The sequence below is a fragment of the Pseudomonas cichorii genome, from assembly GCF_019719005.1.
Classification (GTDB): domain Bacteria; phylum Pseudomonadota; class Gammaproteobacteria; order Pseudomonadales; family Pseudomonadaceae; genus Aquipseudomonas; species Aquipseudomonas cichorii_E.
Window position 1 is genome coordinate 242,311 of sequence record NZ_JAIGPJ010000003.1, and the last position, 22,055, is coordinate 264,365.

A 22,055-nucleotide genomic window follows, 5' to 3' on the forward strand; every position below is an offset into this window, starting at 1 on the left:
CAAAAGAGCTGGATCATAAGGCCTAGAGCGATATCAGAACTATAAAGCCAGCTGCGGCGCCCCCGCAGGTGATGACTTGCGCGTACTTCAACTCTACAAATACGCCCAGGAAGAACGTGATGAGCGCCTTGCTACGTGACGAAAAAACATCCGTGCTCTGATGCCCTCTGTTACCACGCCAGATACCGCCCGGCCCCACAACCGGGCGGCTTTACATGTCCTATACCTGGAATTGCTTGGTGATGCGGCTCAGGTTTGTCGCCAGCTTGGACAGCTCTGCAGTGGCGATGGTCGTCTGGTTTGCGCCCTCGGAAGTCTGAGCCGACAGGTCACGAATGCTCACCAGGCTTCTATCGACCTCTCGCGCCACCTGAGCCTGCTCTTCGGCGGCGGTGGCGATCATCAGATTACGCTCGTTGATCTGGCCGATGGAGTCGGTAATGGCCAGCAATGCCTGCCCGGCACCATTGGCCAGTTGCAGCGTGTTGTGGGCCTGATGGCTGGTCTGCTCCATGGCCGTCACCGCCTGATGAGTACCGGTCTGGATCGAGCTGACCATCTGCTCGATTTCCCGGGTCGATTGCTGGGTGCGATGCGCCAGCGCCCTCACCTCATCGGCCACCACGGCAAATCCACGACCGGCCTCACCCGCCCGGGCCGCTTCGATGGCGGCGTTGAGTGCCAGAAGGTTGGTTTGCTCGGCGATGGCACGAATGACGTCCAGTACCTTGCTGATATCCGTGGCCATGGTCGCCAGCTCACGCACCTCGGCAGAAGTATCTCCCACCTTGGCCACCATCAGATTGATCGCGGCGACCGTTTCATCCACCTGAGCGCGGCCATCCAGCGCCGCCTTGGTGGACTGCGCCGCCGACGTCGAGGCCGCCGCAGCGTTGCTGGCGACCTCATCAACCGCAGCGCTCATTTCGGTAACCGCGGTTGCGGCCATTTCGATCTCGTTACTCTGGCGCAGAGTCGTGCGCGAGGCGTCCTCAGTAACGACATGCATTTCTTCGGAAGTCGAGGCCAACTGGGACGCCGAGTCCAGGATGGTGGCCAGAGCGCCACGCAAATTGGATTGCATCACGGCCAGCGAACCGACCAGTCGCGCCGCTTCATCGGTGCCCTCTTGCTTGATGGGCTGGGTCAAATCGTTGGCTGCGATACGCCGGGCGATCTCCAGCGCTTCGCTGATAGGCACAGTCAGGCTGCGGGTATACAGCCAGGCAAGCAGCACGGTGCCTGTCGCTCCCAGCACCACGAACAGGATCACCATCACCACCGTTCCGTGGTAAGCAGCATCAGCCTTGTCGCCTGCACGCTTGGCTTTCATGTCGTTCACGCCGATCAGCTTCTGCAGCGCGGCCTCGGTCAGTTCCGCAGCGGCCTTCATGTCCGTATTGGAAGTCTTTACCGCAGCTTCCAGATTGCCCGCTGCCGTTTCCGACAGGTAGCGATCCTGAATGGCGTTATAACTGGTAATGGCCTGCTTGAGCTCACCGAAGGCTTGCCGACCTTCAGCGGTGACAAGCAACTTGGCCAAGGAGTCGCTGTACTCACCGATCACTTGACGGGACTGCTGAATATCGCTGATAGCCTTGGTCTTGCGCTCCTGTGGCTCCAGAGGATTGCGCAAGCGAGCATTGTTACCCCGCAGGCTGACGAATTCCCGATCCAGCGAACCGAGCAGTTTGACGCTGGGCAGCACGTTGGTTTCAACATGTTTCTCAGCCTCATTGAGCTTCTCGGCCTGGCGCATGAACAACCCACCCTGAAGCAATAACATCAGGCAGAAAAAGCCAAAGCACAGGGCTGAGCGGGGGGCCAGGTTAAGACGTCGCATCATTGCGGGTACTCCACAGCGGGGGGATGTTTCTTACTTATCGGCGTGGTGCTTTTTTCTTGAGGGGGATCTGACCGTCGGTAAACAGAGGCGAAAAAGAGGTAAAAGCATGAAAAAGCCCTATTTCACAGGGGAAATCACCTCACCACCCACAACTGATCGATGTTCGTCGTGAACCTCTGACTCATCATTTCCCGACGCATGGCCCAGTCCGGGTTTACCGGGACACTCGCCGCACGCAATGTCCCTCGCCCCCAACGTCCATTGATCCGGTCAAGCACACTCATCACCTTGTCGCTGGTTGCCGGCTGCACCTGGGCAAACAGATCTTCAGTAAATTCGCCAGGTTTTCCGAGATCGAACAACAGCACCTCGGCCTTGCTGTAGCGAAAGCCGGGGCGGAAGATCCTGTCCACGGCACCCACTGCAAACCGGGTCATCAAACGCACATCGTTGGTGGGATACGGCAGCTCGACCAGAGCACCATTGGCATACTTCGCATCATCTGAATCGAACATGCCTGTGCGGATGCTCACCCGGATCTTCTTGCACAAGGAATGCTGGGCCCGAAGCTTTTCGGATGCGCGCATCATGTAGGTCGCAACCGCTTCCTTGATGGGAGCGATCCCGGTCAGCCGCTGGCCGAACATGCGGCTGCAACAGATTTCCTGTCTGGGCGGATCCGGCTCGTTCAGCTCAAGACAAGAGGTTCCTGCAAGCTCGCGAGCCGTCTTCTCGATGATCACGCTGAATTTCTTCCTGAGCATCCGTGGGTCAGCTTGCGCCAGGTCCATGGCAGTCTTGATATTCAGGGCCTCAAGATGCGCTTTCATCCGCCGGCCAACGCCCCACACCTCTCCCACCTTCGTTTTACGCAATACCCAGGCACGGTTGACCGGATTACAGATATCGACCACACCACCCGTATGAGCCTGCAGTCGCTTGGCCGTATGGTTGGCCAGCTTCGCCAGCGTTTTCGTAGGGCCAATACCCACTCCGACCGGGATACCCGTTCGCTTCTCGACGGTTGCCTGGACGGTGCGGCCGAATGCAATCAAGTCACCGGCAATGCCGGTCAAATCCGCGAAGGCTTCATCGATGCTGTAGACCTCGACCGAGGGCACCAGGGATTCAATGATTGTCATCACCCGCTCGCTCATGTCGCCGTACAGCGCATAGTTGCTGCTAAAGACCGCCACGCCCTTCTCACGCAGCACATCCCGGATCTGGAAATAAGGAGCGCCCATCTTCACGAATGGCTGGGCATCGTAGGATCTGGCAATGACACAGCCGTCGTTGTTCGACAACACCACAATCGGTGTTCTGGACAGATCAGGCCGAAAGACGCGCTCGCAACTGGCGTAAAAGCTGTTGCAGTCAACAAGCGCAAAAACGGGATCAGGTCTTGTCATGGACGCGAACGCTATATTTCACAACGCCCCATATCACCAGCTCATCACCTTCAGTCACCAGGCGCGGTGGATACTTGCTGTTTTCCGACTGCAGGATGAACACGTTGTCACGCATGTGCAGGCGCTTGCATACCGGCTCGGAATTCAGCGCAGCAATGACGATATCGCCATGCTCGGCATAAAGACTGCGATCGACAATCACAAGATCGCCACCGTAAATGCCTGCGCCTTGCATGCTGTCACCCTCGATCTTGACCAGATACACATGCGGCGAGCGGATTTCGCACAACTCATCCAGAGAAATGTGCTTCTCGATGTGATCCGTCGCTGGCGACGGGAACCCTGCGGGCACATTAAAGGAATGAAACGGGAGCTTTTCGCCCTCTGTCGACAAGGGACCAAGAATGGTGGCAGTCATGTGTGAACCTGAAACCCAATACTGTATGAAAATACAGTATTGGGTTTCACCTGCCTGGGGTCAATCTGATATCGACGGGTGACATCAGGACACTGGCAACCTGCCAAATTCCAGGCAAAGAAAAGCCCGCGATGGGGGGAGCGGGCTTAAAGTTCTCTCAGGAGCAGTTACGACATTACCTGCCCCAATGTAAAAAAACTGTGAAGGCGCCTCATGAATGGCAAGCGCCGACCAGCACCATCAGAACGTAACGCTGGCGGTCACCCGGGCGGTACGTAGCGCGCCCTCTTCCACCTGCAATGAGCTGCTGCCGGTTGTGGACGGGTAGTATTCCTTGTTGAACAGGTTGTCGATGTTCAGTTGCAGACTGGTCTTGTAGTCATGTGTCGGCAGATCCCAGCGCACAAAGGCATCGGCCACGGTGTAGCTGTCCATCCAGAAACTGTTGGCATTATCCCCCGGACGCTCGCCTACATATCGGGCACCGGCACCCATATGCCATTTGCCGGTTTCGGCCGGCAGCGCGAGATGGTGAGTCAGGTACAGGCTGGCAGTATGCATCGGCGCATTGGGCAGGCGATTGCCCTCTTGCTCTGGCGACTCCTGGTTCTTCAGCACCTTGGTACGGTTGTAGGCATAGGTGCCGATCATGCTCCAGTTCTCGGACAATTCACCGGTAACATCCAGCTCGATACCACGGGAACCCGCCTTGCCCACGGCCTCATCGAGGCTGTCGCCGTTGCTCTGCAGAACACTGTTGACCAGGTTTTTCTTGACGATGTCGTACACCGCCAGATTCACGTTGAGTGCCTGGACAGGGGTGTATTTGATCCCCACTTCGTAGCTGCGACCTTCGGTGGGCTTGAAGCTGTTGCCCGCATCATCGGCATCGTTGGGAACGAACGAGCGGCTGTAGTTGGCGTAGAGGGCGACCGTTTCGGTCGGCTGATAGACGATCCCGCCGAAGGGAATGAATTTATCGCCATTTGAATCGGCACCAGGCGCATAGGAACTGCCCAGCCCCTGATCGCTGTATTGATCCCAGTGCTCCTGACGACCACCGAAGACCAGAATCCAGCGGTCATTGAGGTGCCAGTTGTCCTTGAAATACACCGAGGTGGTGACGAGGTTGTTTTCTGCGTTGCTCTGGGTCGGGCTGATGGTCGCAGGCTCCGCCAGGTTGCCATATACCGGGTTCTGGATATTGAGGTTGCCTGCGGCAGTGTTGGCATTGCGGTAGGTTTTGCCACGGTATTTATCCAGCGATTCGTTGTCGACGCCGACCGTGATCTCGTGTCGCTGGCCGAACAACTGCTGGTCGCCCATCAGATCCAGAGCGGTATAACGGCTCTCGTAATCATAGTGACCGCCGTTGGCGATTCGACGCAGGTTATTGCCGGTCAGCGTATTCGGCTGGGCTATCGCCAGGCTGTAGCGATCCTGAGTCCAGCCATAGGTCAGCCGGCTACGCCATGCGTCATTGAGCTGGTACTCGAATTTCGCGGTCGTGCTCTGGCTGATGCCCACCGTCTTGGCCCATCGCTCATCCAGACGATCGCGATAACTGATGTCTGCCGGACGCCCATTGACGAATACCGTGCCGCGATCGAACGGGCTGGAGTAATCGTTGTAGGTATAGGCCAGGGAAACACTCGCACGCTCGCCCACCCAGGCAATCGACGGCGCAATGAGCGTGTGCTCGTCAACGCCGTAGTTACGCCAGTAATCTTCGTGGCCGCGCTCAGCGATCAAACGATAAGCCAGACCGGTATCACCCAGCGGGCCGGTCGTATCCAGACCGAACGAACCACCACCCTCGCTGAAAGCGGAGCCGGTCAGCGTCGTGCTGCGACTGAACTGCGGCTGCTTGCTGATGACATTGATAAGCCCACCGGGCTCCAGCGCGCCGTACATCAACGACGCCGGGCCTTTGAGCACCTCCACATGATCGGTGGTTGCGCCGAGGTTACGACCAATCGCCGAGCGAATCCCGTCTCGCATGATCGAGTTGTCGTCGTTACTGCCAAACCCGCGCTTGATCAACGCATCCTTGGTGCCACCCAAGGTATTGGTCTGAATGACGCCGCTGACAAAACGCATGGCATCGTTCAGGTCCTTGACCTGATAGTCATCGAGGGTCTGGGCGGCAACCGTGTTGACGGTTTGCGCCTCGTCCCGAATCTGCGTGGTTCCCTTGCTCGCCGTGGAAGCTTCCGTGCGGGTGTAACTGTCAGCGTCGGAGGTAGACTGGATGACACTGACAGGCAGCTCAGTGGCAGGCTCGGCAGCCACCGCAAGACAAGGCAGCGCGCAACAGAGAAGAACAGAAGCGTTCAGGCGAAAAAGCGTATTGGCCACGTAAATGACTCCGACATAGTAAAAGGAATAATTCCCATTTACTTACACGGATGACGGGCGTGGTTACCTCACCTGATTTTTGAAAATATTTTCAGGGCGACTGTTAACGGGAAATCGGCTGGCAGACTCCGCCGGAATGGAGACTTCACGCCCCCGCAAGTATCTTGGGCAAAAACCTGAATCTGGACACGGAACTGACATGCAAACCGAAGCTAAAAGTGGAAAACTGGAAGGCTCCTGCCACTGCGGGAGCGTGCGCCTGACACTGGCGCATCAGCCAGCCCATGCCACCCAATGCAATTGCTCGCTCTGCCTAAGACTCGGTGCGCTTTGGGCTTACTACGAAGCAGGAACCGTGAAATTCGAGGGCCACCCTCAAAATACCCAGGCATACGTGTGGGGCAGAGAAACCCTGAGAACGATCCGCTGCAAGAACTGTGGATGTGCGACCCACTGGGAAGAGATTCAACCTGAAGCCAGCGCCAGAATTGGCGTGAACATCAATAATTTCAGTCAGGAACTGATCAGCTCCACACCCGTTCGCCACTTTGATGGGGCTGATACCTGGGCGTATGTGGATGAGGGATGAATGCTCGGTTTGTTGCATCGCAACAAACCGACAGCAGTATACGACGTCAGGATCAGAAGAGTGACGAGACAAACTCATCAACCGGTTCTGGCAATAAATCCTGAGGATGATCGCCACCAAAAGTAGCAAGCCCACTCTTGCCTCGGATGATCCCGGAACTGATCACCTCACCAGTTTGAATGCGAACCACATCTACCTTGACCTCAACCTTGTCAGGAATCATCGACCACTCCGTAGCCCTGTCCTCCCAGTGCTGGATGGAGAGGAAAACCAATATGTCCTGATTGGCGCGCTGAGCTTGGGCAATTGCATCATCGAAGTTTCCTGAAACTGCGCCAACCCTGACAAACCGGTTTCTTGCGCTCATTGCATTGGAGAATATTTTGGACGTATTACGTCCAGAACCTGTGTAGGTGCGGTTACCGTACTCACCATCCACAGGCGTCGAGATGTAAATGCGATCGGTCGCAGTGACCCGTGCAGAACCGTTCTGCTGCGGAACCCACGAATGAGAATCGGCGCAGCCAGCCAGCACAGCGACAAATGCAAAAATAAAGGGAAAGCGCATGGGGACATCCTTGTTCTGGCCTTCATGGCCATTTATTTGATGATTATAAAAAGCCATCAAAGCATGCGTAAAAATCCGTGGAGAGCCAATACCCAGCGTGTGAATTGAGCAAATTTTTTCTCGGAAGTGGTAAGCCTTGAGCCTGATGTGAGTGGCAAGCTGGACAGATGCATACTCACCTGAGAAGTTTACGCTTGCTAACGAAAAAGCTACCTCCTACAACCCTATCCGACACTCTTTTCCCTTTCCTCTGCATGAAGTTTCCGAGAAAATCCCGAGGCCTTGCGCGGGGTGATTTCGGGCTCTAGGCTGCGGTCGTCGCTGAATATCAGTGATCGGGTTTAGCAGCCTGTGGGTGACATACAACGCGCAAGTACCGCTTATGGCGGCTTTGCGTGGGGCACTTTCGAGTGCGCCGGATTTGTAGGTTGCCCCGGTCTGCTAACCCGCGTCAAAGTCGCCACCCTTGTTCGTTTAGCAGCGAATGGCAGGTGGCCTTATCTCATAGGCAACCTTCATGATAAAAGTAACCCCCGATCCACCGCATAAAAACCTCGAAGAATCCCTTCTGCACGTCAGCGCCCTGCTGCGTTGCGCAGCAGCCACCGCCTACGAAACCGGAGACAGCCTAAACGGCCCGAAACGCGACCTGGCGTTTTCGGTGGTGCATTTGATTGGTATGGCCAAGGCTGAGCTGGAGCGGTCGTTGGCGTCGGTGGAGATGCGTTAGGGGCTTTTCGCGGATGAATCCGCTCCCACGCAGTACGCGTAAGAGCGAATTCATTCGCGAAGGCCACCGAAGGCCAGAAACGAAAAAGCCCTGAATAATCAGGGCTTTGACGTATCGAATATGGCGGAAGCATAGAGATTCGAACTCTAGGACCTGTTACAGTCGGCAGTTTTCAAGACTGCTGCCTTAAACCACTCGGCCATACTTCCACTTGCGTTGCGGGCGCCATAATACCGGAATGAAACAAGCTGTCAAACTCTCTGGGTGGCCAGTTGCAGCGCCTCTGTTATGATCTTTGCAACTCAACATTTCAACAGGAAGGAGTTTCGCAATGCGCGAACAGGATTACGCCCTTAAAACCGGCATGCAGGCCGACCAGCTAGAGGTTAGTCGTGTCCTGCGCAACACTTACGGTCTTCTCGCTCTGACCCTGGCTTTCAGCGGCGTCATGGCATTTGTAGCCCAGCAGATGCGCGTCGGCTACCCGAACATTTTCGTGGTGCTGATCGGCTTCTACGGCCTGTTCTTCCTCACCAACAAGCTGCGTGATTCGGTTTGGGGTCTGGTTTCGACGTTCGCCCTGACCGGCTTCATGGGTTTCCTGCTTGGCCCGATCCTCAACCGTTATCTGGGCATGGCGGGCGGTGCTGAAGTTGTCAGCTCGGCGTTCGCGATGACTGCCTTGGTGTTCGGTGGTCTGTCGGCCTATGTGCTGATGACCCGCAAGGACATGAGCTTCCTGGGTGGTTTCATCACGGCTGGCTTCTTCGTTTTGATGGGTGCCGTACTGGCCAGCCTGTTCTTCGAGATCAGCGGTCTGCAACTGGCGATCAGCGCAGGTTTCGTGCTGTTCTCCTCGGTCTGCATTCTGTTCCAGACCAGTGCCATCATCCATGGCGGCGAGCGTAACTACATCATGGCGACTGTCAGCCTGTATGTATCGATCTACAACCTGTTCGTCAGCCTGTTGCAGATCTTCGGCATCATGAGCCGCGACGACTGATAGCTGTCCGGTTTCAACAAAAAGCCCGCCTTCGCGGGCTTTTTGCTGTCCAGCCTTCGTGAATTCTTTATCATTGCGCATGTTCCGCCGACAGAGCCGACAATGAAATTCGCCATATCCCTTTTTTCCGCGGCCCATGCGCCCTCTTCCCGACGCGCCCTGCTGTTTGCAGAAGCCGTGTTGGCAGGCGGCCATGAGATTGTGCGTCTGTTCTTTTATCAGGATGGCGTCCACAGCGCTTCGGCCAATGTCGTATCGCCACAGGATGAGCAGGATTTGCCCAGCCAATGGCGCGACTTCATCGTTAAGCACCAGCTTGATGGCGTGGTCTGCATCGCCGCTGCCCTGCGTCGTGGCGTGCTGAATACAGAGGAAGCCGAACGCTATCAGCGCCCGTCCGCCAACCTCCTTGAGCCCTGGGAATTGTCCGGGTTGGGCCAGTTGCACGATGCCGTGCAATCGGCGGATCGGTTGATCTGTTTCGGAGGACCTTGAAATGGCCAAGTCACTGTTGATCATCAGCCGCCAAGCCCCTTGGGCAGGCACGAGTGCCCGTGAAGCGCTGGATATCGTGCTGGCGGGCGGCGCCTATGATTTGCCGGTTGGCCTGTTGTTCATGGATGACGGCGTGTTTCAGTTGTTGCCGCAGCAGAATGCCTCAGCCCTGCAACAAAAAGACCTCACCGCCAATCTGAAAGCCCTGTCGATGTTTGGCGTGGAAGATGTCTACGCCTGCGGCCAAAGCCTGGCAGCACGCGGCATACCTCACGCCAAACTGGATGCCGAAATCAATCATCTGTCCGCAAGAGCCGAGTTATCGGCCCTTATTGACCGCTACGACCAAGTGATAACGATCTGATGGCTACCTTGCACGTTCTTTCTCACTCGCCCTTTGCCGACACTCGGCTGGATAGCTGCCTGAGCCTGTTGGGACCGGACGACGGTCTGCTGCTGTGCGGCGATGCGACTTACGCTCTGATGCCAGCCAGCACACCCTTGCAGACACTGGAAAAACGGTTGCCCGCACTCAAGCTGTTTGCGCTGGATGAAGATATGAAAGCCCGCAATCTGCAGTTGCCCGAGGGCGCGACTGGCGTGGACTATCCGGGCTTCGTCGAGCTGTCAATCCGTTTCGACAAGGTCAATACCTGGTTATGAAACAGCTGATAGTTTCCGAACGCAGCATTGCGCTGGACAAGGATGGCTTTCTCCAGGACCTGAACGACTGGTCCCTGGAAGTGGCCCACGCGCTGGCTGCCGAGGAAGGTATTGCCCTGAGCCCCGAGCATGTGGAAATCCTGGAGCTGCTGCGAAATTTCCATGCAGAGTTTCAGCTCTCGCCCGCCACGCGCCCGCTGATCAAGTACACGGCACTCAAGCTGGGGCCGGAGAAAGGCAACAGCATGCACCTCAACCGCCTGTTCAATGGCACTCCCGCCAAACTGGCCGCCAAGCTGGCGGGCCTGCCGAAGCCGACCAATTGCATATGAACGATTACGCTCCCCTCGTCACAGAAACACCTGCCGAGCATCCTTTTGCCCAGTTCGTCCGCATTCTGGGCAAAGGCAAGCGCGGTGCCCGCAACCTGACTCGCGAAGAAGCCCGTGAAGCCATGGGCATGCTGCTTGATGAAAAGGTCGAGGACACGCAACTCGGTGCCTTTCTGATGTTGTTGCGCCACAAGGAAGAAAGCCCGGAAGAACTGGCCGGCTTCACCGAAGCGGTCCGCGAACGTCTGACGGCCCAGCCTATGCAGGTGGATATCGACTGGCCGACCTACGCTGGCAAGAAGCGCCACCTGCCCTGGTATTTGCTGGCCGCCAAGTGCCTGGCGCAAAACGGTATCAAGGTGCTGCTGCATGGCGGCGGCGCGCATACCGCCGGGCGGCTCTATACCGAGCAATTGCTCGGTCTGCTGGATATCCCGCTGTGCCGCAACTGGCAGGCGGTGGAAAGCGCACTGGAGCAACACAATCTGGCGTTTATCCCGCTGAGCGACTGGGCTCCGCAGTTGCAGCGCATGATTGATCTGCGCAACACCCTGGGCCTGCGTTCGCCGATTCACTCCCTGGCCAGGGTGCTCAATCCACTGAATGCCCGCTGCGGTTTGCAGAGTATCTTTCACCCTGGCTATCAAAGCGTGCATCGCGAAGCCAGCACGCTGCTGGGCGACAATGCCATTGTGGTCAAGGGCGATGGCGGCGAAATCGAGATCAACCCCGACACCATCAGCCATTTGTACGGCACCAGCAACGGGCAAGCCTGGGATGAGGAATGGCCTGCGCTCTCGCCAAGACGCCATGTCAAACCCGCAACCCTGGAACCACAGCAACTGGTGGCCTTGTGGCGCGGCGAAATCGAGGACAGTTACCCGCAACTCGCCCTGATTTCCACCATTGCGCTGGCCTTGCGCGGTTTGGGAGTTGAACGCGAGAAAGCCTTCGAGCAAGCACAAAGCTTTTGGGATCGTCGAGATAAGGCCCTGTAACCTATCGATTTAGTCGATCATGAAAGGCCACTCTTTGCGCTTTTCTGTCGAACCAACTCGATTAGACTGACTCACAACCTATATTCATTTACAGATTGGAGTCAGACATGGGCCTTCTCATCGAAGGACGCTGGCATGACCAGTGGTACGAAAGCAGCAAGGACGGGGCATTCCAACGAGAGAATGCCCAGCGTCGTAACTGGGTCACGGCCAGCGGCAAACCCGGCCCAACCGGCGAAGGCGGCTTTGCAGCTCAGTCGGGGCGCTACCATCTGTATGTATCGCTGGCCTGCCCATGGGCTCACCGGACTCTGATCCTGCGCAAGCTCAAAGGCCTGGAAAGCCTGATTGACGTCTCGGTGGTCAGTTGGCTGATGCTGGAAAATGGCTGGACCTTCGACCCGCAGACCGGCTCGACGGGCGACCCACTCGACAATCTGCAATTTCTCCATCAACGCTACACCGCAGACGATGCCAACTATACCGGCCGCGTCACGGTGCCGGTGCTATGGGACAAACAGCAGCAGCGTATCGTCAGCAACGAGTCGGCGGAGATCATCCGTATGTTCAACTCCGCATTCGACGATCTGACCGGCAATCATCTGGACCTGTACCCGAACGCCCTGCAATCAAGGATCGACACGCTCAACGAGCAGATTTATCCGGCGGTCAATAACGGTGTTTACCGTGCAGGCTTTGCCACTTCCCAAGGCGCATACGAAGAAGCCTTCGATGCCTTGTTCAGCGAGCTGGATGTGCTGGAAAAGCTGCTGGGAGAAAATCGCTATCTGGCAGGTGAATACCTGACCGAAGCCGATGTTCGGCTCTTCACCACCATCGTGCGTTTCGATGCGGTCTATTACAGCCACTTCAAGTGCAACCTACGGCGCATCGCCGACTACCCCAACCTGAGCAACTGGCTGCAGGAGCTGTATCAGTGGCCGGGGATTGCCGAAACAGTCGACCTTGAGCATATCAAAGGCCATTACTACGCCAGCCATCGCACCATCAACCCGACAGGCATCGTTCCGAAAGGTCCGGCGTTGAATCTGGACGCCAGCCATGACCGCGAGCGTTTGTCTGGCAAGGGAATCTGGAGCTGAGGTGAGGACGGATAGCCCGCAAGCGGACTATCCCAAAGATCAAACGCTGGCTTGTGCGCCTTCAAACCAGGCCAGTTTCTCACGCAGCACAACCACTTCCCCCACGATCACCAGTGTCGGAGCATGAACTTCATGCTCGGCCACCAGTTGAGGCAGGTTGGCCAGAGTGCCCGTGAAGACGCGCTGGCTGGAAGTCGTGCCCTGCTGGATCAATGCAGCCGGTGTATCCGCCGAACGACCATGCTTGATCAGTTGCTCGCAGATGATCGGCAGCCCGATCAAACCCATGTAGAACACCAGGGTTTGCGCAGGCGAAACCAGATCATCCCAAGGCAGGTTGCTGGTGCCATCTTTCAGGTGCCCGGTGATGAATCGCACCGACTGCGCATAATCGCGATGGGTCAGCGGAATCCCGGCATACGCCGCGCAGCCACTGGCCGCCGTGATGCCCGGCACAACCTGGAACGGAATGCCATGGGAAGCCAGTTCTTCGATCTCTTCGCCACCCCGACCGAAGATGAACGGATCACCGCCCTTCAGACGCACAACGCGCTTGCCCTCTTTGGCCAGGGCAACCAGTTGCTGGTTGATCTGATCCTGAGGCAGTGCATGCTCGGCGCGACGCTTACCCACATAGACCCGCTCGGCGTCACGACGGCAAAGGTCGAGAATGGCTGGAGCCACCAGACGGTCATACAGCACCACATCAGCTTGCTGCATCAGGCGCAAGGCGCGGAAGGTCAGCAGGTCCGGATCACCAGGACCGGCACCCACCAGATACACCTCACCTTGAGCCTTGGGCGCATCGCCCGCGATCTTGGCTATCAGCAGCCGTTCGGCTTCGCTGCCCTGCCCTGCCAGTTGCCTGTCGGCGATAGGCCCCTGGAAAACATCTTCCCAGAACGCCCGGCGCCGCTGCACATCCGGAAACAGCCCTTTGACCTGAGTGCGAAAACGCGCCGCAAGCCCGGCCAGCTGGCCATAAGTAGAAGGAATCCAGGTTTCCAGCTTGGCGCGGATCAGACGCGCCAGCACGGGTGCATCGCCGCCACTGGAAACCGCAATCACCAAGGGTGAACGGTCGACAATGGCCGGGAAGATAACCGTACACAGGGCTGGCGCATCCACCACATTGACGGGAACGCAACGCTGCCTGGAGTCCTGTGACACCTGGGCATTGAGCGGTTCATCGTCGGTGGCGGCAATCACCAGTACACAGTCGTCCAGATCGCCTTCGCTGTAACCGCGAAGGATCAATTCGCCACCGCTGCGCTCGACCAACTCGCGCAGTTGTTCTTCGATGTCGGGCGCGACCACCCGCAACAGCGCACCGGCTTCGGCCAGCAGGCGAGACTTGCGCAAGGCAATCTCGCCGCCACCGACGACCAGCACCCAACTGCCACGCAGATTGTGGAACAGCGGCAGGAACTCCATTTAACCGATGACCTCGATGCCGCCCATGTAAGGCTTGAGCACTTCAGGCACACGGATCGAACCGTCAGCCTGCTGGTAGTTTTCCAGCACCGCGACCAGAGTACGGCCAACAGCCAGACCCGAACCGTTCAGGGTATGAACCAGTTCCGGCTTGCCGGTTTCCGGGTTGCGCCAGCGGGCCTGCATGCGACGCGCCTGGAAGTCGCCGCAGTTGGAGCACGACGAAATCTCGCGGAACTTGGCCTGGCTCGGAATCCAGACTTCAAGGTCGTAAGTCTTGACGGCGCTGAAACCCATATCGCCAGTACACAGCGCCAGTACGCGATATGGCAGTTCCAGCAGTTGCAGGACGCGCTCGGCGTTGGCGGTCAGGCCTTCCAGCGCTTCCATGGACTGGTCCGGAGCGACGATCTGTACCATCTCGACCTTGTCGAACTGATGCTGGCGGATCATGCCGCGGGTATCGCGCCCCGAAGCACCGGCTTCGCTGCGGAAGCATGGCGTGTGGGCAACGAATTTCAGAGGCAATTGTTTCGGGTCGAGGATTTCGCCGGAAACGATGTTGGTCAACGACACTTCTGCCGTCGGGATCAGGTACAGATCCGCTTCACCGTCGCGGGAGATCTTGAACAGGTCTTCCTCGAACTTCGGCAACTGACCGGTGCCCTGCAAGGCAGGTGCCTGGACCAGATAAGGCGTGTAAGCCTCTTCGTAACCGTGCTCGTTGATGTGCAGGTTGATCATGAACTGCGCCAGAGCGCGGTGCAGACGGGCGATTGGCCCGCGCAGCAGGGCAAAGCGTGCGCCGGACAGCTTGGCGGCGGTTTCGAAGTCCAGCCAGCCGTACTTCTCGCCCAGGGCAACGTGGTCCTGAACGGTGAAATCGAAGGAAGCAGGCGTGCCCCAGGTACGCACTTCGACGTTCTCGTCTTCGTCAGCGCCCACCGGCACGGACTCGTGAGGCAGGTTCGGCATGCTCAGCAGCATGGCGTCCAGCTCGGACTGAATGCTGTCCAGCTCTTTCTTGCCGCTGTTGAGCTCTTCAGCCATGCGGTCGATATCCGCCATCAACGGCGCGATGTCTTCGCCGCGTTGCTTGGCCTGACCAATGGATTTGGAACGGGCATTACGCTCGGCCTGCAACTGTTCAGTGCGGGTCTGTACCGTCTTGCGCTGGTTTTCCAGCGATTCGATGCGCGCTACGTCCAGTGTGAAGCCACGGGAAGCCAGGCGATCCGCTACGTCCTGAAGTTGGGTACGTAACAGTTTGGAATCGAGCATATCGTTCTCTCGTCTATCAAAGTCTGGTCAGGGACAGGCCAACCCAGGTTGCGAGCAGCCCGCCGAACACGCTGATACCCGCATAGCCCAGTGCCATCGGTACTTGCCCGCTTTCCAGCAGGCGCAGCGTATCCAGTGAAAAGGATGAAAAGGTCGTCAGACCGCCTACAAAGCCGACAATCAAGCCGGCACGAACCTCGACGGGCACTTCCGGGCGAATCAGAAAAAGGCCGTAAAGCACGCCGATTATCAGGCACCCGACGATATTCACCGCCAGCGTTGCCGTATAGAAATGCCGCGGCCAGTTGGCGCTTACCCAGGTTCCTGTCGCAAAGCGCAATAATGTACCAGCGATACCGGCTACGGACACCGCAAGAATCGTCTGAATCACTACTTTCTCCGCTGACGAGGGCTGGCGGCGTCCAATGAAGCCAGATGTTTGAGCTTTTCGCCGATTTTAAGCTCCAGGCCACGAGGCACCGGCTTGTAATACTCGCGTGGTTCCAGTTCTTCAGGAAAGTAGTCTTCACCGGCCGCGTAGGCATCGGGTTCGTCGTGGGCGTAGCGGTATTCTTCGCCATAACCCAGTTGCTTCATGAGCTTGGTCGGAGCATTGCGCAAATGCAGCGGGACTTCCAGCGAGCCGTGTTCGGTGGCTTCGCGCATCGCCGCCTTGAAGCCCATGTACACCGCATTGCTCTTGGGCGCGCAGGCCAGATAAACAATCGCCTGGGCCACCGCCAGTTCGCCTTCCGGGCTGCCAAGTCGTTCCTGCACATCCCAGGCGGACATGCACAGCGGCAAGGCGCGAGGGTCGGCATTACCGATATCTTCGCTGGCCATGCGCACCACGCGACGGGCCAGATACAGCGGATCGCAGCCACCATCGATCATCCGCGCGAACCAGTACAAGGCCGCATCCGGATTGGAGCCGCGAATGGATTTGTGCAGCGCCGATATCTGGTCGTAAAACGCTTCACCGCCCTTGTCGAAACGGCGACGGCTGTCACCGAGCAGGCTTTGCAGCAGATCGACGCTGATCTGCGAACCGTCTTCGGCAAGGTCGGAGGCGTTTTCCAGCAGGTTGAGCATGCGCCGACCGTCACCATCAGCCGCAGACATCAGCATCTCGAAGCCTTCATCACTCAGGCTCAGGTGATGCTTGCCCAGGCCACGCTCTTCGTTCAGCGCCCGATGCACCAGCTTGCGCAAGGCGGCTTCGTCCAGGCTCTTGAGGACATAGACCCGCGCTCGCGAAAGCAGGGCGTTATTCAACTCGAACGAAGGGTTTTCAGTGGTCGCGCCGATAAAGATCAGGGTGCCGTCTTCGACGTACGGTAGAAAGGCGTCCTGCTGCGACTTGTTGAAGCGATGGACCTCATCGACAAACAGGATGGTGCGACGCCCGTATTGCCCGGCCTGCTGCTTGGCCACTTCGACAGCCTGACGGATTTCCTTGACCCCGGCGAGCACTGCCGAAACGGTCTCGAAATGCGCATCGGAAACCTTGGCCAGCAGCTTCGCCAGTGTGGTTTTACCCACACCCGGCGGGCCCCAGAAGATCATGGAGTGCAGAGCCCCCTGCTCCAGCGCCTCACGCAGAGGCTTGCCGTGAGCCAGCAGGTGCTCCTGACCGACATACTCGTCCAGATTGGTCGCACGCAAGCGTGCAGCCAGTGGCTGAGCTATCGGTTCGCTACGAAACAGGTCCATGGTCTGAGGTTAAGCCTCTTTATTCCTGGATGACATCGGCACCCTTGGGAATGTCGAACTTGAACTTGCCGGCCGCAATCGGCTCGTTCGCCTTGACGCCGGTGAACAGGATATTGGTGCGCTGACCAACACTGTCGATCAACTGCATGTCGTTGATGATGCCGTTACGGAAAGACAGACGCAGGTTGTCGAACAGGGTGTCCTTGGTCTTGGGCTTGAGCACGAAGTCGATCACGCCACCGGCTTCCTTGGCAGTGATATCGAAGCTTTCGCTGATCTTCGACACATCACCGGACAGCAGCAAGGCTGGCGTCTGGGTCAGGCGCTGATCCAGAGTCTTGATAGTGACCTGTTGCAGATCCGGGTCCCAGAGGGAAACCTTCTTGCCATCGGAAACCATCAACTGCTCCTGGGGTGCATCGGTGTGCCAGTTGAACAGGCCTGGACGCTGCAAGGCCATTTCACCCGAGGTTTCCTGCAATTGCGTGCCGCTGCCATCCAGCGTCAGCTGGGAAAAGCGCGCCGTGAGGGTCTGGGATTTTTCCAGCAACTGGGTCAATCGCGCCACGTCCTTGCTGTCGGCATGGGCCGGGATCGCGGAGAAAGTCAGTGCAGTTGCCAACAACATGCGGATAAGACGCATGGGATTCCTCATTGGATTCATGAAGCGCAGGCAGCGTACCGGGCACGCTACCTGCGCTATGGGATTAAATCAGTCGCGCATCGGGCCTGGCGCAATGACTTCACGCGAGCCATTGGTGTTCATGGACGTCACGACACCCGCCATTTCCATCGCCTCGATCATCCGCGCAGCACGGTTGTAGCCAATCTTGAGTTTACGCTGCACGGCTGAAATCGATGCACGGCGGCTTTCAAGAACGAACTTCACTGCCTCGTCATACAAGGCATCGCTTTCGCTGTCTTCACCACCTTCGCCGCTACCGCCATCGAAGCCGCTACCAGCCTCTTCGACGCCAGCCAGAATATCGTCGTTGTAGTTTGGCGTGCCACGCAGTTTCCAGGCTTCCACCACACGGTGGACTTCCTCGTCGGATACGAACGCGCCATGCACACGAATCGGCAGGCTGGTGCCCGGTGGCATGTACAGCATGTCACCGTGGCCAAGCAGTTGTTCGGCACCACCCTGGTCGATGATGGTACGCGAGTCGATCTTGCTCGATACCTGGAATGCCATGCGCGTCGGGATGTTGGCCTTGATCAGACCGGTGATGACGTCCACCGACGGGCGCTGGGTTGCCAGGATCAGGTGAATACCCGCGGCACGGGCCTTCTGGGCGATACGGGCAATGAGTTCTTCAACCTTCTTGCCGACAATCATCATCATGTCGGCGAATTCATCAACCACCACCACGATGGTCGGCAAAGTGGTGAGCAACGGCGCTTCGTCATGGATGCTTTCACGACGATACATCGGGTCGGAAATCGGGTTGCCCTCTTCCTCGGCGTCCTTGATCTTGCGGTTGAAGCCGGCAAGGTTACGCACGCCCATGGCCGCCATCAGCTTGTAACGGCGCTCCATCTCGGCAACGCTCCAGCGCAGGGCGTTGGCGGCATCCTTCATGTCGGTCACGACCGGACACAGCAGGTGCGGAATGCCTTCGTAGATCGACAATTCAAGCATTTTCGGGTCGATCATGATCAGCTTGGCGTCTTCCGGGCCGGACTTGAACAGGATCGACAGGATCATGGCGTTCACACCCACGGACTTACCGGAACCGGTCGTACCGGCAACCAGCAGGTGAGGCATCTTCGCCAGATCGGTGATGACCGGACGACCACCGATGTCATGACCCAGCGCCAGGGTAACCGGCGACTTGGCATTGTCATACTCGGGCGAGGACAGCACCTCGGAAAACCGCACGATCTGGCGGTCTTCGTTGGGGATTTCGATACCGACGGTGGTCTTGCCGGGAATCACCTCGACCACACGGACGCTGGTCACGGCCAGTGAGCGCGCAAGGTCCTTGGCAAGGTTGGCAATACGGCTGACCTTGACCCCTGCGGCAGGCTGGATTTCGTAGCGCGTAATGACCGGCCCCGGATGGATCGAATCCACCGTCACCTCGACGCCGAACTCCTTGAGCTTGATTTCCAGCAGATGGCCCACAGCCGCCAGAGATTCCGGCGAATAGTTGAGCTGTTTCTTTTCAGCCGGGTCGAGAATCGAGATAGGCGGCAAGGTGCCTTCGATGGCGCTGTCGACAAACAGCGGCGCCTGCTTCTCTTTCTGGACACGCTTGCTCGGCTCTGGCGCCTTGGCAGGTGCCGGAGCAATGACTGCTGGCACGTGTTTCTCGCGCTCGGTCATGTGTTTGCTCAGGGACTCTTCACGCTCGATCAGACGCTCGCGGGCCTTGACCTGCTCACGACGATCGGGGACGACCGGCGCCACCACTTCGTCGACACGCATGTCGACTTCACGCAACTGCGCGACCATCTGCTTACGCTCGGTACGAGCGACCCACCAGCGGTTGGCAGCACTCTGGATAAGCTCGATAAGGTCGAGGGTGATCTTGCCGGTCACATCCATGACCTTGAACCAGGACAGGTCGGTGAATACCGTCAGGCCGAACAGGAACAAGGCGATAAACAGCAACGTGCTGCCCTGGATGTTGAGGGCTTTCTTGGCCAGATCGCCAAGCACTTCACCCAGCACACCGCCCGCCGAGCCCGGAAAGCCCGCTGCGAAATGAAAGTGGATGTGCGCCAGCGCTGCACCGGCCAGAATCAGGAATACCAGACCGATCAGGCGCCAGGAGAACAGCCAGCCGCTCCACTGCCACGGCTCGTGACGCTGACTGAAGACCTGCCAGGCCTTGATGGCCAGCAACAACGGGAAAATGTAGGCGAAATAGCCAACGACCATGAACAGGATATCGGCGCAGAAGGCACCCGCACGGCCTGCGGCGTTCTGGACTTGCGCGGAGCTGCTGGTATGGCTCCAGCCCGGATCGCTCTGATCGTAGGTCAACAGAGCCATCATCAGGTACAGGCACAAGGCACCAAAGGCAATCAGTGCACCTTCCTTGAGCCGGTAATGCAGTTGCTGCCGCCAGAGCGGAACAGAGCTGGGTGCTGTGGTGGATTTTTTCAAAACGCTTTATTTCCTGCGCTCAAGCGCGAACATCTCGTTGATTGACTATGAACGGCTGCTGAACGGTATCGACCGGCTCCAGCCGAAAACGGGATCGCGAACCTCTGAAACACCCGCAGAACAGATGACCTGAATGATAACGCGCAAAGTCGGCATTGTACGGCTTTGTAGGTCCCAAGGTCTGTAGGAAAGCTCTTCACAGCGGCTTTTAACGCCCAATGATCGTCGTTTTCATACAGGGACTGACCGCAACGGGCCATAGCCTTCCTCATGACGTTCAATTTGAGCATGCATTCTCTTTTGTGACAAAGGCTTATGAGGTGATTCTATCAGCGAGACAGAAGATCGAAAGCTATCGGGCTATCATCTTGTACCTGCACTACCGAAACCTTGCGACACACACCATAATGGCGACCGGTTGTGACCGCATTTATTGTACAGAGTTGCAAATGATCACCCGTGCGCCCTCCCCTACCGCGAAGTTCTGATGCCATGCTGACCTGGTTGCAACGCAACAGCCTTGTTTTCCCACCCCTGGAAAAAGCCCTGCGCGAACCCAACGGCCTGCTGGCCGCAGGGGGCGACTTGTCTGCCGACAGGTTGATACAGGCTTACCGGCATGGCTGCTTTCCTTGGTTTCAGGACGGCCAGCCCATTCTCTGGTGGTCACCCGACCCTCGCACCGTATTGCCGCCGAGCGAAATACACGTGTCGCGCAGCCTGAGCAAACTCATGCGTCAGGGGCGTTATCGGGTCACGTTCGACCAGGACTTCGCAGCCGTCATACAGGCCTGCGCCGAACCTCGCAGCTACGCTAACGAAACCTGGATCACCCGTTCGATGCAGGAGGCCTATATGGAGCTGCATCGACGCGGACATGCACACAGCGTCGAGGTCTGGGACCAGGACACACTGGTGGGCGGGCTGTATGGCCTGGCCATGGGGCAGCTGTTTTTCGGCGAATCCATGTTCAGCCGCACCGACAACGCCTCTAAAGTCGGCTTCGCCACATTGGTGGAACGTCTGAATGCCTGGGGGTTCGTATTGATCGATTGCCAGATGCCTACCCAGCACCTGCACAGCTTCGGCGCCCGCTCGATCCCGCGCCAGACATTTGCCGACTACTTGCACCGGCATCTGGATCAGCCCAATAACGCCGACTGGTTGCCTAGTCGAGTTTGAAAGGCTGGCATACACTCTTATTCATGGATTCTGATAACGGGGGCGATCATGACAGAGCTGGCGCGGCTTAAGTTTTATGCCACTCAACCCCACACCTGCAGTTACCTGCCCGAAGAGCAGGCGACCACGCTGTTTCTGGACCCCAGCCAACCCATGGACGTGCAAGTCTATGCCGACCTGTCGGATATGGGCTTTCGTCGCAGTGGCGACCATCTTTATCGCCCTCACTGCCAGAATTGCAGCGCCTGCGTGCCGGCGCGCATCCCGGTGAATCTCTTCGTGCCCGACCGGCAGCAAAAACGCATCCTCAAACGCAACACCGACCTTGAGGTGCGCAGCACCAAGCCAGCGTTCACCGAAGAGCACTTCGACCTTTATCAGCGCTACATCGAACAACGCCATGCCGATGGCGACATGTTCCCACCCAGTCGCGACCAGTTCTCCACTTTTCTGGTACGTGACCTGCCCTTCTCGCGTTTTTACGAGTTCCGGCTGGATCAGCGCCTGCTGGCAGTCGCAGTGACCGATCTTTTGCCCAACGGCCTTTCTGCGGTCTATACCTTTTATGAACCCGATGAAGAACGGCGCAGTCTGGGGCGTTATGCCATCTTGTGGCAGATCGCCGAAGCAGCCCGGCTTCAGTTGCATGCCGTGTACCTGGGATACTGGATCAAGAACTGTAAAAAGATGAATTACAAGACCCAATATCGCCCCATCGAGCTGTTGACCAATCAAAGATGGGTCACTCTGTATTGAAGCCCTTGGCTTAAAGAGGTTTTTTCGGGCACAATGCACGCCGCTTTTGCCTGGCGCCACTT

General features: G+C 57.7%; 22 protein-coding genes and 1 tRNA gene. 11 read left to right on the forward strand and 12 right to left on the reverse strand.

Annotated features, from left to right (window positions below; translation table 11 throughout):
• Positions 1–220: 220 nt before the first annotated feature.
• The 4 genes from K5D32_RS04705 to K5D32_RS04720 all read right to left on the reverse strand — a co-directional run bounded on the left by K5D32_RS04705 (position 221) and on the right by K5D32_RS04720 (position 6,031).
• Positions 221–1,846 carry a methyl-accepting chemotaxis protein gene (locus K5D32_RS04705; protein ID WP_221599386.1) on the reverse strand — a complete coding sequence of 542 codons (1,626 nt, stop codon included), beginning with the start codon at positions 1,844–1,846 and terminating at the stop codon, positions 221–223.
• Between the two features lie 134 nt (positions 1,847–1,980).
• Positions 1,981–3,255, reverse strand: a complete 1,275-nt coding sequence (gene umuC / locus K5D32_RS04710; RefSeq protein WP_221599387.1) for a translesion error-prone DNA polymerase V subunit UmuC — start codon at positions 3,253–3,255, stop codon at positions 1,981–1,983.
• Positions 3,242–3,673 (reverse strand): LexA family transcriptional regulator, encoded by a 432-nt coding sequence (locus K5D32_RS04715; protein WP_221576874.1) that lies wholly within the window; start codon positions 3,671–3,673, stop codon positions 3,242–3,244. Before K5D32_RS04715 ends, umuC begins: the two co-directional genes overlap by 14 nt.
• Before the next feature lie 240 nt (positions 3,674–3,913).
• A complete protein-coding gene (locus K5D32_RS04720) occupies positions 3,914–6,031 on the reverse strand; it encodes a TonB-dependent siderophore receptor (protein WP_221599388.1) in 2,118 nt (705 codons plus the stop codon).
• 199 nt (positions 6,032–6,230) lie between these two features.
• Here K5D32_RS04720 and K5D32_RS04725 point away from each other — a divergent pair, with 199 nt between their 5' ends.
• Positions 6,231–6,620, forward strand: coding sequence for a GFA family protein (locus K5D32_RS04725; RefSeq protein WP_221599389.1), 390 nt, complete (start codon positions 6,231–6,233; stop codon positions 6,618–6,620).
• A 52-nt stretch (positions 6,621–6,672) separates the two neighbouring features.
• On the opposite strand, the gene K5D32_RS04730 is transcribed toward K5D32_RS04725, so the two are convergent.
• Positions 6,673–7,245, reverse strand: coding sequence for a DUF4823 domain-containing protein (locus K5D32_RS04730; protein WP_260407216.1), 573 nt, complete (start codon positions 7,243–7,245; stop codon positions 6,673–6,675).
• A 460-nt stretch (positions 7,246–7,705) separates the two neighbouring features.
• Here K5D32_RS04730 and K5D32_RS04735 point away from each other — a divergent pair, with 460 nt between their 5' ends.
• Positions 7,706–7,918 (forward strand): DUF6124 family protein, encoded by a 213-nt coding sequence (locus K5D32_RS04735; RefSeq protein ID WP_221599390.1) that lies wholly within the window; start codon positions 7,706–7,708, stop codon positions 7,916–7,918.
• A gap of 121 nt (positions 7,919–8,039) precedes the next feature.
• On the opposite strand, the gene K5D32_RS04740 is transcribed toward K5D32_RS04735, so the two are convergent.
• A tRNA-Ser gene (locus K5D32_RS04740) sits at positions 8,040–8,127 on the reverse strand.
• A gap of 122 nt (positions 8,128–8,249) precedes the next feature.
• Between K5D32_RS04740 and K5D32_RS04745 the strand changes: the two genes are divergently transcribed.
• The 7 genes from K5D32_RS04745 to K5D32_RS04775 all read left to right on the forward strand — a co-directional run bounded on the left by K5D32_RS04745 (position 8,250) and on the right by K5D32_RS04775 (position 12,512).
• Entirely contained in the window at positions 8,250–8,921 is a 672-nt protein-coding gene (locus K5D32_RS04745; RefSeq protein WP_221576870.1) for a Bax inhibitor-1/YccA family protein, read from the forward strand.
• A 102-nt stretch (positions 8,922–9,023) separates the two neighbouring features.
• Complete coding sequence (gene tusD, locus K5D32_RS04750) at positions 9,024–9,416, forward strand: sulfurtransferase complex subunit TusD (protein WP_221599391.1); 393 nt, start codon at positions 9,024–9,026, stop codon at positions 9,414–9,416.
• A gap of 1 nt (position 9,417) precedes the next feature.
• Positions 9,418–9,780, forward strand: coding sequence for a sulfurtransferase complex subunit TusC (tusC, locus tag K5D32_RS04755; protein ID WP_221592685.1), 363 nt, complete (start codon positions 9,418–9,420; stop codon positions 9,778–9,780).
• Positions 9,780–10,079 (forward strand): sulfurtransferase complex subunit TusB, encoded by a 300-nt coding sequence (tusB, locus tag K5D32_RS04760; RefSeq protein WP_221599392.1) that lies wholly within the window; start codon positions 9,780–9,782, stop codon positions 10,077–10,079. The genes tusC and tusB overlap by 1 nt, the downstream gene beginning before the upstream one ends.
• Positions 10,076–10,411, forward strand: coding sequence for a TusE/DsrC/DsvC family sulfur relay protein (locus K5D32_RS04765; RefSeq protein WP_221599393.1), 336 nt, complete (start codon positions 10,076–10,078; stop codon positions 10,409–10,411). The genes tusB and K5D32_RS04765 overlap by 4 nt, the downstream gene beginning before the upstream one ends.
• Entirely contained in the window at positions 10,408–11,409 is a 1,002-nt protein-coding gene (locus K5D32_RS04770) for a glycosyl transferase family protein (protein WP_221599394.1), read from the forward strand. Before K5D32_RS04765 ends, K5D32_RS04770 begins: the two co-directional genes overlap by 4 nt.
• A gap of 107 nt (positions 11,410–11,516) precedes the next feature.
• Positions 11,517–12,512, forward strand: a complete 996-nt coding sequence (locus tag K5D32_RS04775) for a glutathione S-transferase family protein (protein WP_221599395.1) — start codon at positions 11,517–11,519, stop codon at positions 12,510–12,512.
• A 39-nt stretch (positions 12,513–12,551) separates the two neighbouring features.
• Here K5D32_RS04775 and cysG read toward each other — a convergent pair whose 3' ends face one another.
• The 6 genes from cysG to ftsK all read right to left on the reverse strand — a co-directional run bounded on the left by cysG (position 12,552) and on the right by ftsK (position 20,055).
• A complete protein-coding gene (cysG, locus tag K5D32_RS04780) occupies positions 12,552–13,946 on the reverse strand; it encodes a siroheme synthase CysG (RefSeq protein ID WP_221599396.1) in 1,395 nt (464 codons plus the stop codon).
• Positions 13,947–15,227, reverse strand: coding sequence for a serine--tRNA ligase (gene serS / locus K5D32_RS04785; protein WP_025259501.1), 1,281 nt, complete (start codon positions 15,225–15,227; stop codon positions 13,947–13,949).
• A gap of 16 nt (positions 15,228–15,243) precedes the next feature.
• Positions 15,244–15,618 carry a fluoride efflux transporter CrcB gene (gene crcB, locus K5D32_RS04790; protein ID WP_221599397.1) on the reverse strand — a complete coding sequence of 125 codons (375 nt, stop codon included), beginning with the start codon at positions 15,616–15,618 and terminating at the stop codon, positions 15,244–15,246.
• Positions 15,618–16,940, reverse strand: a complete 1,323-nt coding sequence (locus tag K5D32_RS04795) for a replication-associated recombination protein A (RefSeq protein WP_221576861.1) — start codon at positions 16,938–16,940, stop codon at positions 15,618–15,620. The genes crcB and K5D32_RS04795 overlap by 1 nt, the downstream gene beginning before the upstream one ends.
• A 19-nt stretch (positions 16,941–16,959) precedes the next feature.
• Positions 16,960–17,583, reverse strand: coding sequence for an outer membrane lipoprotein chaperone LolA (gene lolA / locus K5D32_RS04800; RefSeq protein ID WP_221576860.1), 624 nt, complete (start codon positions 17,581–17,583; stop codon positions 16,960–16,962).
• 69 nt (positions 17,584–17,652) lie between these two features.
• The gene (gene ftsK / locus K5D32_RS04805) at positions 17,653–20,055 is read right to left on the reverse strand and encodes a DNA translocase FtsK (protein ID WP_221576859.1); all 2,403 of its coding nucleotides are present in this window, start codon (positions 20,053–20,055) and stop codon (positions 17,653–17,655) included.
• Between the two features lie 492 nt (positions 20,056–20,547).
• Here ftsK and aat point away from each other — a divergent pair, with 492 nt between their 5' ends.
• Together aat and K5D32_RS04815 are read left to right on the forward strand one after the other, a co-directional pair.
• Positions 20,548–21,237 (forward strand): leucyl/phenylalanyl-tRNA--protein transferase, encoded by a 690-nt coding sequence (gene aat / locus K5D32_RS04810; protein WP_221599398.1) that lies wholly within the window; start codon positions 20,548–20,550, stop codon positions 21,235–21,237.
• A gap of 48 nt (positions 21,238–21,285) precedes the next feature.
• Positions 21,286–21,993: an arginyltransferase gene (locus tag K5D32_RS04815; protein WP_025259494.1), complete on the forward strand. Its 708-nt coding sequence runs from the start codon at positions 21,286–21,288 to the stop codon at positions 21,991–21,993.
• Positions 21,994–22,055: the final 62 nt, after the last annotated feature.